A 15,254-nucleotide genomic window follows, 5' to 3' on the forward strand; every position below is an offset into this window, starting at 1 on the left:
TCAATCATTCCATATTCTCCAAACAGGATTATTTTTGCATAAAATAAAGGGTTGGTCATATTGACAATAAATCTTTTTGCAAAGTTAAAAATTATTCTGCTGAATATAAGCAAAACCTGGACCGAATTATCAGTTTTTTGGTACTGCTTTACCCAAACACTAAGATAAATATACAAAAAACACTCCAAATCAAGGAAAATCCTGTATTAATTTATAATCTGCCTCTGTTTAAGCTGGAATTAATTTTAAGTTAAAAAATAAAAAAAGACGTTAAAAATAACGTCTTTTAATTTTATAGTGTTTCTCTGTCTTTTCTCATTTTAACCTTCAAAAAGCGTATCAATATCAATCCTGCGCCGAAGAACAAGGTCATAGACAATGCTGCAATTCGCATATTATTAAAATGTTCGATTAAGGTTGCAAAGATAAATGTTCCAATGATGATCGCAATCTTTTCCAATACATCATAGAAACTGAAATATGTGGTATTTTCCATCGAGTTTTCCGGAAGCAATTTGGAGTAAGTGGATCTGGACATCGCCTGAAGACCACCCATTACCAATCCTACTACTGCCGCTACTCCATAGAACTGATATTCTACCGTTGGATTCTCCTTGTTCAGGAAATAAGCCCAAATACAGGCAACAATCCATAGGAAAATAGCAATTGAAATTACGTTTCTGTTTCCGATTCTTTTGGATAATCTTGAGAAGATCACCGCCCCGATTATAGCTTCAATCTGGATCACTAATAGCGTTCCGATTAGTTTATCCTGGGCTAAATTGATTTCACTTTTCCCAAACAAGGTTGCCATAAGAAAAATGGTCTGCATTCCTACACTGTAAAAGAAGAAGCTGGATAGGAAGAACTTCAGATTTCTATCTTTAAAAAGTTCTCCACCTACTTTGTATAATTCATGAAAACTTTCTTTGGCAATATCCTTGTAAAAGCTCATATTATCTTTTAATACTTCAAAGAACCCGCCTTGCTCTTCATGCTTTTTGAAGATATTTTTATAGTTTAATAATACAAGATCTTTAGGAAGTTTATCTTTTACGTCTCCAAACTGAGGAAGGTGCTTGAAGGTATATTGGGAGAACCCAAACCACCACGCTCCGGTTAATAGGAAACTTATTCTCGTAAATAGTAACTGCTGTGCTGCCCCTTTAGCAAAAACCTGAATCAATACTAAACAGATTACCACTAGTACAACGGAACCAATATATCCATAAACGTACCCTCTTGCAGAGAGTGCATCCTGCCTGTCCGGCGTTGCAATATCCGGAAGGAAAGAGTTATAGAATACCAGACTTCCCCAGAAGCCGACACTGGCTGTAATACTGAATAAAAGCCCCAGGAAAACATTATGCATTCCTGTGAACATGGCTAATCCCATACAAGATGTTGCTCCCAGGTAACAGAAAAACTGCAGGAATGATTTTTTATTTCCAATAGTATCTGCCAGCGAAGATAAAAACGGCGATAATAATACTACGATGAAGAATGAGATGGTTAATGAATATCCATACACAGCATCAGGCTGGTATTCGTTCCCGAAAATTTTGATGGCATGCCTTACGGGTACATCTATCCATTTTTTGGTTTCCGTCACATATTCTTTTTTCTCATACGCTGTGGTAAGAATAGAGTAATAAATGGGGAAAATGGTGGAAGTAATAACCAGGGAGTACACAGAGTTGGCCCAGTCATATACCGCCCAGGCTTTCATAATCTTCGGATTATTCTTTATGTTGTTGGGTTGTCGATTCTCAGTTTCAGACATTTCAAATAAATATTAGTAGCACAAAAATAGAAAAACCATTAAGAAATGGATAAGTTTTTAAAAAAATTATCGATTCCTTAATGGTAATATATTCTGAAACAGAATATTAGATATTTTCAATCACGATAGCAGAAGCACCTCCACCACCGTTGCAGATAGCTGCTGCACCGTATTTGGCATTGTTTTGTTTCAATACGTTGATTAATGTAACGATGATTCTTGAACCTGAACTTCCCAGTGGGTGTCCTAATGCTACCGCTCCACCGTTTACGTTTACTTTAGAAGCGTCTAATCCTAAGATCTTGTTGTTAGCCAGTCCTACTACTGAGAAAGCCTCATTGAACTCGAAGAAATCGATATCAGATACTTCTAATCCTGCTTTTTTAAGAGCGATAGGTAATGCTTTTGCCGGAGCAGTTGTAAAGTTTTCAGGTTCCTGTGCTGCATCAGCGTAAGAAACGATCTTAGCTAATGGTTTTAATCCTAATTCTTCCAATTTCTCTTTAGAAACAAGGATTAATGCTGAGGCTCCATCATTCAATGTAGATGCATTAGCCGCTGTTACTGTTCCTTCTTCTTTTTTGAAAACTGTAGGAAGCGTTGAAATTCTGTCGAAGTTTACTGCTTTGTACTCTTCATCTTCAGCAAAAATTACCGGCTCTCCTTTTCTCTGAGGAATAGAAACCGGTACAATTTCGTCATTGAACTTTCCTTCGCTCCAAGCTTTTGCAGATCTCTTATAAGATTCTATAGCGAAATTATCCTGATCTTCTCTTGTAATGTTATAATCAGCAGCACACTTCTCTGCACATACGCCCATGTGTACTTTGTTGTAAACATCTGTAAGACCGTCCAGTACCATACCGTCAAGCATTTTGATATCTCCCAGCTTTGTAGCTACTCTTGCGTTATAATAGTGAGGAACCAAAGACATATTTTCCATACCTCCTGCAACAATTACTTCCGCATCACCTGCTTTAATAGCCTGTGCAGCCATTGTTACAGCCTTCATTCCTGAAGCACATACTTTATTTACTGTAGTGGAAGGGGTATTGATAGAAAGACCTGCTCCTAATGCTACCTGACGAGCCGGTGCCTGACCTTCTCCTGCCTGTAGTACATTCCCCATATAAATCTCCTGAACGTTAGCAGGATCTAAACCAATTTTATCTAATGCTCCTTTTACAGCAGTAGCTCCTAATTTAGTAGCCGGAACTGTTGACAAACTTCCCATAAAACTCCCCATAGGTGTTCTTACTGCGGAAACAATGAATACTTCTTTCATGTATATAATTTTTATTTTAGCCAAAACGAAGCCTGAGCTTCATCTTTATCATTAAATTTATTTTACTTTTACGTATACAACATCAAACTGAGAGTTTTCAACCTTCATATTAACTTTCAGTAGATTATCCTGGGTTGCTATGACTTTGTTGTTAAAAACATCACCAATTTGTACGGGATCATTTTTATCAGATTTCTCCAAAACAATTGCTTTATAGTTGCAATCATCTATAAAAACCAATGTTGATTTAATATAATCCTTCCCATTGTTCATATATTCAGTCTGAATATTATCTTTAATAGTCATGTACCATAAAGATTCAGGATAATTAGCTCTTAGAAATTTACCTTCTTTTATATTGGCACATTTTGCCGGATTATCCGGTTTTTTCTGTTCTGTTTGCTGAGATTTAGCTTGTGCAGCCATCAACAATAACACCCCAGCTAAAGATACTTTTAAAAGATTCATATTATATTTGAGTTCGTTGATTTACTTTTTTACTATTTCCAGCAAAAACCATTAAAAAGGCTCCTAGAAATTCTACAATCCAGCCCCATTTCAACTTCACAATTCCTGCAAAAGCTTCCCTCCATGATTTAAACGGCAAAAAGCTGAAGTAATCTAAAGACTGTAGTTTAACAGCCACCAGAGTGAATGCAAATAACAGAATAAGCAGGACCCCAAAAAACCTAACGATTTTTGCATTGTTATTGACAATTCCAAAAACGGCACATGCGGCAAAAATCCAGCATGCTATAGCCAAATAGTGGTCTAGTTTCCAATAATTCCAGTTTCCTATGATGGGTACGTGTACCAAAGGCAGAAAACTTCCTACAACCACTAATAACAATCCTAATAACTGTATATTTTTCATATTTACTAAAGTGCCAAAATACGAAAAAAAACACATTTTCAAATCATGTGTTATCAAACATGTATTTCCGCTTCCTAACAATCATTAGTTACAATAAAAAAACCCTACTATTGAATATTCATCAACAATATTTCAAATATATTAATGAATTAAAAACAACATCTGATCGTTATCATAATTTTTGATTCACATTTTTTCTTATCAGCAGATAGCCTGATTATGAAATGGTTTAAAATAAAAATTGCACTTTCAATAAGAAAGTGCAATTCTATAGTGTATTGTTATTAATTGAATTAATGTTTTATTGAAGATACATCTTCAGGTTTATGCTTATGTTTAAACAGCACAGCAAAAAATATAGCTAAAACTAATGAATAGATAGCAAATGAAAGCCAGATCTGATGCCAGTCTTTTACCATAACCGCTGAAGAAAGCGTTCCGTCTGCATTAACAACCGCATTAAAGCTATTCTTTAGAATTTCTAAGAATGTAGGATTATCCGGTGATGTTTCCAGGTAGGTTGACAATTCTGTAGCTGTTGTAAACTTATGGGTAAAGAATTTATCAATCGCCCAACCTGCAATGTAGCTTCCAAAAACAGCTCCAAAACCATTAGTCATCATCATAAACAATCCCTGAGCAGAGGAACGTATATTTTTATCTGTTGTAGTTTCAACGAAAAGGGAACCTGAAATATTAAAGAAATCGAAGGCCATCCCGTATACGATACATGAAAGGATAATTAAAGATAAACCGAACCCTTCCGGTACTCCATATGCAAAGAAACCGAATCTTAATACCCATGCCAGCATAGACATTAGCATCACTTTTTTAATACCGAATTTCTTCAGGAAGAAAGGAATTGCCAGGATAAATAAGGTTTCAGAAACCTGGGAAATTGACATGATAATGGTAGATCTCTGTACTACAAATGAATCAGCATATTTTGGAAAATGTGCAAATTCACTTAAGAACACATCTCCATAGGCATTTGTTAATTGAAGTGCTGCTCCTAAAAGCATAGAAAATAAAAAGAACAAAGCCATTTTATAGTTTCCGAAAAGCTTAAAAGCATTTAATCCTAATTGCTCGGATAATGGAGAGTTTTTATCAATTAACTTTTGTGGAGGACATTTTGGTAAAGTAAGAGCATAAATCCCTAAGAATATAGCTACAGCTCCTCCAATATAAAACTGTCCTTCAGTTGCTTTATTTCCACTAAGGTTAGTGATCCACATGGCTACAATGAAACCAATGGTTCCCCATACACGGATTGGTGGAAAATCTTTCACCACATCCATATTGTTATTCTTTAAAATAGTGTAGGAAATTGAATTGGCTAAAGCAATAGTAGGCATATAAAAACACATTGCAACAAGCATCACCGAAAAGAAAGAATTAGGATCTGCAGAGTGTGGCAAAATGAAAAGAATAGCCCCGTAAAGAATGTGTAATACTGAAAAGATGCGCTCGGCGTTTATCCAACGGTCTGCAATAATTCCAGTAATGGTTGGCATAAAAATAGAAGCAATTCCCATGGTTCCGAAAACAGCTCCAAACTGTGTTCCTTCCCAATGTTTAGTACCAAACCAGAAGTTCGCCATCGTAATCAGCCACGCTCCCCATACAAAAAACTGGAGAAAACTGAGGATGGTCAGTCGTAATTTTAAATTCATTTTTATATAAAGTATCTCTTTTAGTCAATTTTCTTTTTCCTCCTCTTGATTTCTTCCTGAATTTCAAGGGCAGTATCATAATCTTCTTCTTTAACAGCGTCATCAAGTAACTTCTGAAGTTCCTCCATGGAAAGGGATTTTAGGTTGTCTTCAGTAGGAACTGTTTCTGAGAAGGTCTGTTCTTCTCTTGATACATCTTCCAGCTCTAATAAGATTCCGGCTTCGTTCAAAACCTGCTGAGTGGTAAAAATAGGAGCATCGAATCTCACTGCCATAGCAACGGCATCAGAAGTTCTTGCATCAAGGATGAGTTCTTCATCATTAACTTTATTTTTAAAGTTTATATTGGAAAAGAATACCCCATCTACAATCTGGTAAATGATTACAGAGACCAACTCATAATTGGCTGAAACAATAAATTTTGAGAATAAGTCGTGAGTAAGTGGGCGCGGTGGATGGATATCTTTTTCCAGTCCAAGAGAGATAGATTGAGCTTCGAAATTTCCTATAACAACAGGTAATTTTATGTGTGTTTCCTCATGCTCCAGTAACAATGCGTACGCCCCCGATTGGGTTTGGCTGTACGATATTCCGCGAATAATTAGCTGCTTATAATCCATAGCTACAAATATAGATTAATTTTTTATTGTGATTTCACTTTTTTGCACAAAAATAAAAGCCCGGAAAGCCGAGCTTTTATTTGTATGGTGAAGAATTATGAATGGTCAACTGCCAATTTTATTTCGTAAATGAATTTTTAATTTTTCCAAAAACTGACAAGCAAAATGAGTTGACTATTCATTCTTAAATTTTATCCTTTGATTGCTTTAATTTTCTCTGTTAAAGCAGGAATAATCTGGAAAGCATCTCCTACTACTCCGTAATCAGCAGACTTGAAGAATGGTGCTTCAGCGTCATTATTGATCACTACGATAGTTTTTGAAGAGTTCACCCCAGCCAAGTGCTGAATTGCCCCTGAAATACCAACTGCAATATAAAGATTAGGTGCAATAGCTTTACCTGTTTGTCCAACGTGTTCTGTGTGAGGTCTCCATCCGATATCAGAAACCGGCTTGGAACAAGCTGTAGCTGCTCCTAAAACGTTTGCTAAATCTTCAATCATTCCCCAGTTTTCAGGTCCTTTCATTCCTCTCCCTGCAGAAACAACTATTTCAGCTTCTTTAAGGTCTAATTTTCCTGAACTCTGCTCGTGAGAAATTACTTTAGTATCATCATTCGCTACAGATAAGTTTTTCACTTCTTCTGAACCTGATACAGCGTTTTCTTTAACACCGAAAGCATTTTGAGAAACAGTTACAATCACTCCGTTTCCTTCAGCTTTTGCATGCATAAATCCTTTTCCTGAGAATGCTTTTCTCTTCACTTGGAAAGGAGAAAGGCTTTCAGGAGCTTCTAATGCGTTGGTAATTAAAGAATAATTCTTCATTACAGCTAACATTGGAGCTACTGAAGAAGCATCTGTAGTGTGAGGGAAAACGATGATATTTCCGTTTGCTACTTCGTTTACAGCCTGTGCAAATGCTTTCGCTGAGAAGTTTTTAAGACCTTCGTCTTTGATATTGATAACATTTGATGCTCCATATTTGTATAATAAATCTGAAGAATCTGTAGGGTTTACAGAGATTGCTGTAACGGTATCTCCTGCTTTATCTGCAATTGCTTTAGCATAAGAAACTGCTTCAAAAGCTGCTTTTTTGTAAACTCCGTTTATATTTTCTGCGTATACGAATACTGCCATTTTAAATTTTGTTTAAGGTTTAACGTTCAAGATTCAAGGTTTTCCGAATACATTGGATATTAATGTAAATGAGATCATTCCTATTTCACATTAAATCCTCATGAATCTTTTTACTTTTTACTTGGTTCTTATTAAATTACTTTAGCTTCTTCGTGAAGTAATCTTACCAATTCATCCAAATTGTCTGGAGAAACCATTTTCACGGCAGCTCTTGGTGGAACACTGTCATAAGACACTCCCTGAACTTTAACTTCAGAAGAAGTAGGCTCTACTACTTGTAAAGGTTTTGTTCTTGCAGACATAATCCCTCTCATATTTGGAATGATCAGATCTTTTTCGTCTACCAATCCTTTCTGACCTGCGATAACTGCTGGTAATTTAACAGAAATAGTTTCTTTTCCACCTTCAATTTCTCTTACGGCAGTTGCTTCGCTTCCGTTTACATCTAATCCTACTGATGCGTTTACAAAAGGTTGGTTCAATAACTGAGCTACCATTCCCGGTACAGAACCACCGTTATAATCAATAGATTCTTTTCCGCAAAGGATCAGATCATATCCTCCGTTCTGAGCTACAGCAGCAATTTCTTTTGCTGTTGAGTAGCTATCTTTTGGGTCTAGGTTTACTCTTACTGCATCATTAGCTCCTATTGCCAAAGCTTTTCTGATTACAGGTTCTGTACCAGCATCACCTACGTTGATTACCGTTACCGTTGCTCCCTGAGATTCCTGAAGTTTAACCGCTTTTGTCAACGCAAATTCATCTAGCGGGTTAATTACCCACTGAATTCCGTTCTTGTCGAAAGCAGATTTATCTGCTGTAAAGTTAATTTTGGAAGTAGTATCCGGAACACTACTAATACAAACTAATATTTTCATATGTTGTTCTTAATTTTTTTATTTGGTCATATGCAACCTTACGGTTTCATGTGTGCTATTTTATTTTCCTCTTTCAACTCAAAATCACGGTACTTTATGCAGCGATTTTGTTTGAATTAATTTTTGCTAATATAAATAAAAAATATATTATGCATGCATAATACTTATTAAATTATTATTCAATACATTAAATGTACTTATGGAGCTGGTTTTGTTGCTCTAAACTCTATTTTACTAGGTAAAACCCTCGGATTCATCTTTACAATATCCAATATCAGATTCCCCATATCTTCGGGCTGAATCTTCCAACTGTCTTTTTCTGAGGGTATATTTCCATTAAAATAAGTAGCCACAGACCCCGGCATAATGACGGTAGATTTGATATTGTATTTTCTCAAATCAATCATAGCAGCCTGTGTAAACCCTACCACTCCGAATTTTGAGGCGTTGTAACCTGTTCCGTTTTCAAAGAAATTGGCTCCTGCCAGACTTGAGATGGTAATATAATATCCTTCTGTCTTTTTAAGTTCTTCTACAGAGGCTTTTAAGGTATAAAAAACACCGGTAAGATTAGTTTCTATCATATCATTCCACTCTTCTGCAGATAATTCATCTACAGGCTTGAATATTCCCAAACCAGCATTGGCAATTACATAATCCAGTCTTCCGAATTTTTCAATGGTATATTTTATAGCTTCGGCTTCGCTTTCAAGATTTCTCACATCGGAAACAATTCCCAGAACGTTGTCAGAATATTGTTTAAGCGCTTCTTCCGCTTTCATGACATCTTCTCTCTTTCTTCCTGAAAATGCTACTGAAATTCCATTTTCAAGCAGGATTTTCGCTATTCCGAAACCTATTCCTTTGGTTCCTCCCGTTATATATGCTGTTTTATTTTCTGACATATTCTTTACAATTTATTCCTCTAAAATAACAAAAACGCCCCAATTGGAGCGTCTTCATGATCCTAAGATTTATCAGGTATTATTTTTTAATAAACTTCTCAGTTATTTTCCCCTCTTTGGTTTCAATATTAATGATATAACTTCCCGGATTCAGGTTTTTAACATTTACCTTATCCTCATCCAAATCTACATTTACTTTTCTTCCGTTGATATCATAAACTTCTACTTTGTTTACTTTTTCTTTTGATTTAATCGTAAGAATATCGGTTGCAGGATTAGGATATAAAGCTAATGTTTTGGTATCTAGTTTTGCTTCTTTAACAGTCAGAGCCAATTCATTATTAATCTTAATATTATCAAAGTAAGCCGTAGCAATGCCATTATTGTGAACAAATCTTAATTGATCCATAGGAAGAGGATTTGAAACTGGTTCAGTATAAATTAAAAGATTATCCAGATAATATCTAACCTCTATTGCTGTTCCTACCACCTTACATCTATGCCAAGTATTAGGAGACCAAAGCCCTGATGTAGCAGCCATACTCTGAGCTCCTGAAGTATTACTTAATACCTTTACTATTCCGGTTTTATCAAAATCAACCCTTACAACAGTCTGTTCACCAGTATTATCTATTCCTTGAAATCCAAATATGGACTCATTGAGTTCGGACATATTAATATCAAATGAAACTGAGAAATTAGTACTACTAAGTGGTGTTGTCAGATTATAAAACCCACCAATAATAGGTTCCGACTGAACGCCATAAACAGATTCCCGGACAATCTTCAATGCCATACTGCCATTGGTCGCCATATCTGTACTGATTGTCTGATGGATAACATTTTCAGGATTTCCTCCGGTAGGAGTACTGATCCATGTTCCCTGTCCATGAATATTCCCCGATGTAAACCCTTCGTTATCTTCAAAGGAAACCGCTTGCTGCGCGAAAGAAAGTACTGCCAATAAAGAGCACGCGATTGAGTAGATTTTTTTCATTAGTTTTCAAGTTTGGAATAAAAGTATAAACTTTCCTTGAATAGTGAAATAACTCTGCAGAAAATAAAAAATAAAGCTTTTATTATCAATGAATTTAACTGTTGACAGAGCGTATTTTGTTCTTATTCTAATTAAATCTAAAATATTTTTTAAGTTTATTCTTTACTTTCGGCCTGTCAACAATTCAAAAAAATAAGGCACTTCTAAGAAGTGCCTTATGCTATATATTATATGCTACAATATTTATTTTGAATAATTTTCAAAAAACAACGGAATACTTTCAATTCCTTTATAGAAATTAAATAACCCGTAGTGTTCGTTTGGAGAGTGGATCGCATCAGAATCCAGTCCGAAGCCCATCAATACTGACTTAGCTCCTAAAACCTTCTCAAACATGGCTGTAATTGGAATACTTCCACCACTTCTGTATGGCAATACTTCTTTACCAAATGCAGTTTCCATCGCTTTTTTAGCTGCTAAGAATTCTTTGGTATCGCTTTGTAATACATAAGGCATTCCACCGTGGTGAGGGGTTACTTTCACTTTTACAGTATCCGGAGCAATTTTCTCGAAATACTTTGTAAATTTTTCTGTAATTTCTTCCGGAGTCTGGTAAGGAACCAAACGCATTGAAATTTTAGCAAAAGCCTTGGAAGGGATTACTGTTTTAGCACCTTCTCCTGTATATCCACCCCAAATCCCATTACAGTCTAAAGTAGGACGGATAGAAGCTCTTTCTAAGGTTGTATATCCTTTTTCTCCTTCAATATTACTTAATCCGATTGATTTTTTGAATTCTTCAGGATTGTCCTTCAGTTTATTCATTTCTGCTCTGTCTGCATCAGATACAATCTCAACGTTATCGTAGAAACCATCAATCGTGATATGCCCGTCTTCATCAATAAGGTTAGCAATCATTCTAGACAATACGTGGATCGGGTTTGGAACGGCTCCACCGTAAAGTCCTGAGTGAAGATCTCTGTTGGGGCCCTCCACTTCTACTTCCACATAGCTTAATCCTCTTAAACCTGTTGTAACAGTTGGCTGCTCGTTGCTGTAGATATGTGTATCCGAAATCAGAATACAATCGCAAGACAGTTTTTCTTTGTTTTCATTCACAAAGTCACCTAAGCTTACAGATCCTACTTCTTCTTCTCCTTCCAAAATAAATTTAACGTTACAAGGAAGTGTATTGGTTCTCATCATCGCTTCAAACGCTTTCAGGTGCATAAAGAACTGTCCTTTATCATCTGCAGCTCCTCTTGCGAAGATAGCTCCGTCCGGGTGAAGTTCCGTTTTCTCGATATAAGGCTCAAAAGGTGGTTTTCTCCATAATTCCAATGGATCAGCAGGCTGCACGTCGTAGTGTCCGTAAACCAATACCGTTGGAAGGTTTGTATCTATAATTTTTTCTCCGAAAACGATAGGGTAACCTTTAGTTTCACATATTTCAACATTATCAGCTCCTGCATTCTTAAGGTGTTCTGCACATACATCCGCACACTTCAATACATCATCTTTATACGCCGGATCTGCAGAAATAGAAGGAATTCTCAATAACTCAAATAATTCATCCACGAAACGCTGCTTGTTTTCATTGATGTAATTTAATGTCTCTTGCATTGTAAAATTTTATTTTGCTAAAATTAAAAAAAATGCACCGCTGGACCAAGTAAAAACACAGGATTTTCTAAAGAAAGAGATTATTTCCTGATAATTGTTCCGTTAGTGATTTTAAAAAATAAAAAATGCCCTGTAAATAAACAGGGCATTTTTTATATGGTATACTCATAATTAGTGTTCAGCTTTTGGAGCCTCTTCCTTTTTTTCAGCAGGCTTTGCAGCAGCAGTACTGTCTGTTTTAGGGGCTGCAGCTTCTGGTTTTGCAGCGTCTTCCTTGTGCTCAGCAGCAGCTTCATGGGTAGTAGCATGAGCTTCTCCACCCTGGTGGTCATCAGAGTATCTTTCCACTCCTTCTTCAAGTTTTAAAGCACCTCTGTTTCCACCCTGCGGTACTTTTTTACAGCTTACAGCTACCGTTGCAATCGCTAAACATATAACTAATTTTTTCATATGTAAAATTTATTTTTTAAATATCATACGAAACCGCACTATTTTAGTCTCCTCCGAATCTAATACAGCAAGCGATTTCCAGCTCAAATTTTTGATTGCCCAAAATTAAGAAATCCTGTTTCTTTTGGCAACATTTTTATACTGATTTTAAAATAATTTTCCCTTTTTTGGATTGTGTAAAAATAAGGTAGTCATTTCCACCATCTTTTAATCCGTATTTCTTCTTTATTTCCTCAGGTTTTAAAGGATAATTCTTTGAAATAATATTGTATTGCCCTTTCTTTTTAATCTTTTTAGAATCAACAATTTCCATTTCAAAAATTCTTCCCGGAAATTCGGTTATCTTTTCAGGAGAAGTATAAATATGGGTATTGGGATGTAGTTTTTTAACTCCGAATTTTTCAGAAATTAAATTGAAAATCCCCGCCTTTAAAATGGTATTGTTGGGAATATAAATGAATTTTTCAGGTTCAGCATATTCCGACTGAGCATTTTCTTCCTCCCCAAATGTAAAACTAAAGGCAGATTCTCCGCTTTCAAGGTTCACACAGTTGCCTATCATCCCTTTCTTATTTTCCTTGGATAGGAAGACTACCACTTCTTTTACATCATTTTTAAGAGCGATAATATCAAGCCTGAAAATATTGGGCAAAACCGAAACAAGGTACTTCAAATCAATCAGAGGAGAGAGTTTAATAATCACCTGCTCAGATATTGACATTAAGTTTTCCTGAATTTCAAGGATATTGGGGGAAAGATCTTCTAAAAGAAAGACTTTATTTTTATTCTGATCTCTTCGGGCCGGGTCCAAATAAACGGTATCAAAATTTTCCTGATTTTCATCCAAAAAATCCTCTAATTTCTGATTGATAAACCTTGCTTTCTTTCCAAGGATAGCCCAGTTGTGCTCAACGATCTCTAAAAGCTCTGCATTCTGCTCTATTAAAGTAATATCTTCAAAGTTTTGAGATAAATAATAAGCGTCAATTCCAAAGCCACTGGTAAGGTCTATAAATTTTTTTCCTTTTAAAATCTGAGATTTATAAAGTGCAGTCTTTTCAGATGAAGACTGCTCCATATTGAGCTGCGGTGGAAAGAGGATTCCCTCCTTCAACAAGAAAGGAAATTTTTTTTCCGCCACCTGTTTTCCTTTGATCTGTTGCACAATTTCCTGCATAGAAACATCAGAAAAAGGAGATTTCTTTAAGAGTAATGAGTGCAGATCTGTTTTTAGATTTGCATGGATATAATTTTGAACTTCTTTATTTAATAATTTAACCACAGATTTTCGCAGATTTACATTCATTGGGTTAAAATGCTTCGACTCCGCTCAGCATGACAATTCTAATACTAACTGCTTTATTTTAACGGTTAATTTGTAGCGCTGTCAGGCTGAGCGGAGTCGAAGCATCTCAGTGTATTTAAGGCCTCTTATTCAAACATTTCTGCCCAACGAACGGCTTTTATTTCTTTTTCGTTGTATAGATCACTGATGGACTTTTTAACTTCTAGTTTTGGGTATAAATTAACTCCGATCAGCTTTATTTTCCCTTCTTCAATCCATTGCTGCTCTTCAATAGCATGATCGTAGATCTTTTTCTGGATAACTCCTTGCTTTAAAAGCTCAAGATAACCGCCTGCTTCCTCTATTTCAACAAATAAAGCCCATGACTTGTCTGCAATCTGTTGAGTGATATCTTCAATATAGTAACTCCCGTTAGCAGCATCTTCAAATACATTGATAATACTTTCGTAAGCTAATACAATCTGCTGCTTGAAAGAAATTTCTTCTGAGTTATCTGTACTTCTGTCAACAAGATAGTTGTTTGTAAAAACGGCATCTGCTCCACCAATCATTGCTGAAGCCAGTTCCAATGTAGAACGGATCAGGTTGTTTTCGTTGTCAGAAACGGCCTTATTTCTCAGGGAAGTCTCTGCAAAGATGTAAGGAACTTCATCCAGACCATATTCCTTGGAAAGTTGATTAAAAACCATTTTAAAGGCTCTTAATTTCGCCATTTCGAAGAAATAATTTCCCCCAACAGCAATTCTGAAGATTAATTTATTGAGAACTTCAGCGCCATATACTTCTGCCAGTTCTTTTGTTTTAGCCAAAGCAACTCCTAGCTGCTGATAGATGGCAGCACCTGCATTCTGATGCAGAGAAATATCTACACAGATACTTCTTTTAAATCCTTTTGCCAATAGCTCTTTTGCTAATTGATCGTCAATAGTAGCCTTTTTTTCATTAAAAACATCAATTAAAGAAAAATATTGGTCTTCATCCTGAGGGGTAATATGCCCTGCAAGCTCTTTATTGTTAACAAAAATGGTCTTCTCAGTAAGATTTTCTACATTCTGATCAAGTAAAAATGCAAATACTTCGTCTTCCAGACTTTCATGATATCTGGCTACCAAATGGGTACTTTCTTCAACTCTTGGCAGGTTTACCAAAGGTTTTTTAACCTCCGTATAGAAAGGTTTTACTTCTATTCCTTCCAGATTTTCTTTTTCCAGAATAAGGTAAATATCTTCTGTTTTAAGCTGTTTTTTTACTAAATTTTCCCAGTTTGGAAGTGTAGCTGTATTTGACATTAGTTTTGTTTAAGTTGTGAATTGTCTATGGTGAATTTTGCTCCGCAAGTGAATAGTACCCTTCAAACATCCCCAATTTACCATTCACTATTGACATTTATACCATTGTCTTATTTCTTAGCGACTTTCGTGCTGTCGACCACCAAAATGAAGATTTCTTCATTCGGTTTCTTCATGAAATAGTTTTCTCTTGCGTATTTTTCCTTTTCTGATTTGTTGTTCATCAGTTTTTTATAGAAGGCATCATTCTTTTCGTATTCTTTTTTGTAATACTCCAATTGATCTTCGTATTTATGAATCTCACCGTTCAGTTCGTTAATTACAAGAAATGAGGTTTTGTCGAAGAAAATCATCCATACCAAAAACAGACAGATCGTAATGGTATACTTATTCAACACATATTTCTGGATAAGTTTGAATGTTTCAGAT

General features: G+C 35.7%; 15 protein-coding genes. All 15 read right to left on the reverse strand.

The genetic code is table 11. The annotated features are described in order from the left end of the window. Window positions 1–292: 292 nt before the first annotated feature. The 15 genes from BBH99_RS21275 to BBH99_RS21345 all read right to left on the reverse strand — a co-directional run bounded on the left by BBH99_RS21275 (window position 293) and on the right by BBH99_RS21345 (window position 15,235). Window positions 293–1,783: an MFS transporter gene (locus tag BBH99_RS21275; protein WP_066700402.1), complete on the reverse strand. Its 1,491-nt coding sequence runs from the start codon at window positions 1,781–1,783 to the stop codon at window positions 293–295. A 106-nt stretch (window positions 1,784–1,889) separates the two neighbouring features. Further along, window positions 1,890–3,068, reverse strand: a complete 1,179-nt coding sequence (locus BBH99_RS21280; RefSeq protein ID WP_066700405.1) for an acetyl-CoA C-acyltransferase — start codon at window positions 3,066–3,068, stop codon at window positions 1,890–1,892. 57 nt (window positions 3,069–3,125) lie between these two features. Continuing rightward, window positions 3,126–3,536 carry a hypothetical protein gene (locus BBH99_RS21285; RefSeq protein ID WP_066700407.1) on the reverse strand — a complete coding sequence of 137 codons (411 nt, stop codon included), beginning with the start codon at window positions 3,534–3,536 and terminating at the stop codon, window positions 3,126–3,128. A gap of 1 nt (window position 3,537) precedes the next feature. Next, window positions 3,538–3,942 carry a hypothetical protein gene (locus BBH99_RS21290; protein WP_066700408.1) on the reverse strand — a complete coding sequence of 135 codons (405 nt, stop codon included), beginning with the start codon at window positions 3,940–3,942 and terminating at the stop codon, window positions 3,538–3,540. Between the two features lie 293 nt (window positions 3,943–4,235). Next, a complete protein-coding gene (locus tag BBH99_RS21295) occupies window positions 4,236–5,618 on the reverse strand; it encodes a nucleoside permease (RefSeq protein ID WP_066700412.1) in 1,383 nt (460 codons plus the stop codon). Between the two features lie 20 nt (window positions 5,619–5,638). Further along, on the reverse strand, window positions 5,639–6,238 hold the full coding sequence (locus tag BBH99_RS21300) for a bifunctional nuclease family protein (RefSeq protein WP_066700414.1): 600 nt from the start codon (window positions 6,236–6,238) through the stop codon (window positions 5,639–5,641). A 191-nt stretch (window positions 6,239–6,429) separates the two neighbouring features. Beyond that, window positions 6,430–7,377 (reverse strand): electron transfer flavoprotein subunit alpha/FixB family protein, encoded by a 948-nt coding sequence (locus BBH99_RS21305; protein ID WP_066700418.1) that lies wholly within the window; start codon window positions 7,375–7,377, stop codon window positions 6,430–6,432. Window positions 7,378–7,508: 131 nt separating this feature from the next. After that, window positions 7,509–8,255, reverse strand: a complete 747-nt coding sequence (locus BBH99_RS21310; protein ID WP_066700419.1) for an electron transfer flavoprotein subunit beta/FixA family protein — start codon at window positions 8,253–8,255, stop codon at window positions 7,509–7,511. A gap of 197 nt (window positions 8,256–8,452) precedes the next feature. Beyond that, entirely contained in the window at window positions 8,453–9,160 is a 708-nt protein-coding gene (locus BBH99_RS21315) for an SDR family oxidoreductase (RefSeq protein WP_066700420.1), read from the reverse strand. 79 nt (window positions 9,161–9,239) lie between these two features. Further along, window positions 9,240–10,157: a T9SS type A sorting domain-containing protein gene (locus BBH99_RS21320; protein WP_066700421.1), complete on the reverse strand. Its 918-nt coding sequence runs from the start codon at window positions 10,155–10,157 to the stop codon at window positions 9,240–9,242. A gap of 243 nt (window positions 10,158–10,400) precedes the next feature. Beyond that, the gene (locus BBH99_RS21325; protein ID WP_066700423.1) at window positions 10,401–11,780 is read right to left on the reverse strand and encodes a dipeptidase; all 1,380 of its coding nucleotides are present in this window, start codon (window positions 11,778–11,780) and stop codon (window positions 10,401–10,403) included. A gap of 171 nt (window positions 11,781–11,951) precedes the next feature. After that, complete coding sequence (locus BBH99_RS21330; protein ID WP_066700425.1) at window positions 11,952–12,230, reverse strand: hypothetical protein; 279 nt, start codon at window positions 12,228–12,230, stop codon at window positions 11,952–11,954. A 136-nt stretch (window positions 12,231–12,366) separates the two neighbouring features. Next, window positions 12,367–13,512: a class I SAM-dependent methyltransferase gene (locus tag BBH99_RS21335; RefSeq protein WP_449384791.1), complete on the reverse strand. Its 1,146-nt coding sequence runs from the start codon at window positions 13,510–13,512 to the stop codon at window positions 12,367–12,369. Window positions 13,513–13,661: 149 nt separating this feature from the next. Then, window positions 13,662–14,825: a methylmalonyl-CoA mutase family protein gene (locus tag BBH99_RS21340; protein ID WP_066700429.1), complete on the reverse strand. Its 1,164-nt coding sequence runs from the start codon at window positions 14,823–14,825 to the stop codon at window positions 13,662–13,664. 110 nt (window positions 14,826–14,935) lie between these two features. Continuing rightward, on the reverse strand, window positions 14,936–15,235 hold the full coding sequence (locus BBH99_RS21345; RefSeq protein ID WP_066700431.1) for an FtsB family cell division protein: 300 nt from the start codon (window positions 15,233–15,235) through the stop codon (window positions 14,936–14,938). Window positions 15,236–15,254 lie beyond the last annotated feature (19 nt).

Source organism: Chryseobacterium contaminans (assembly GCF_001684955.1).
Lineage (GTDB): Bacteria > Bacteroidota > Bacteroidia > Flavobacteriales > Weeksellaceae > Chryseobacterium > Chryseobacterium contaminans.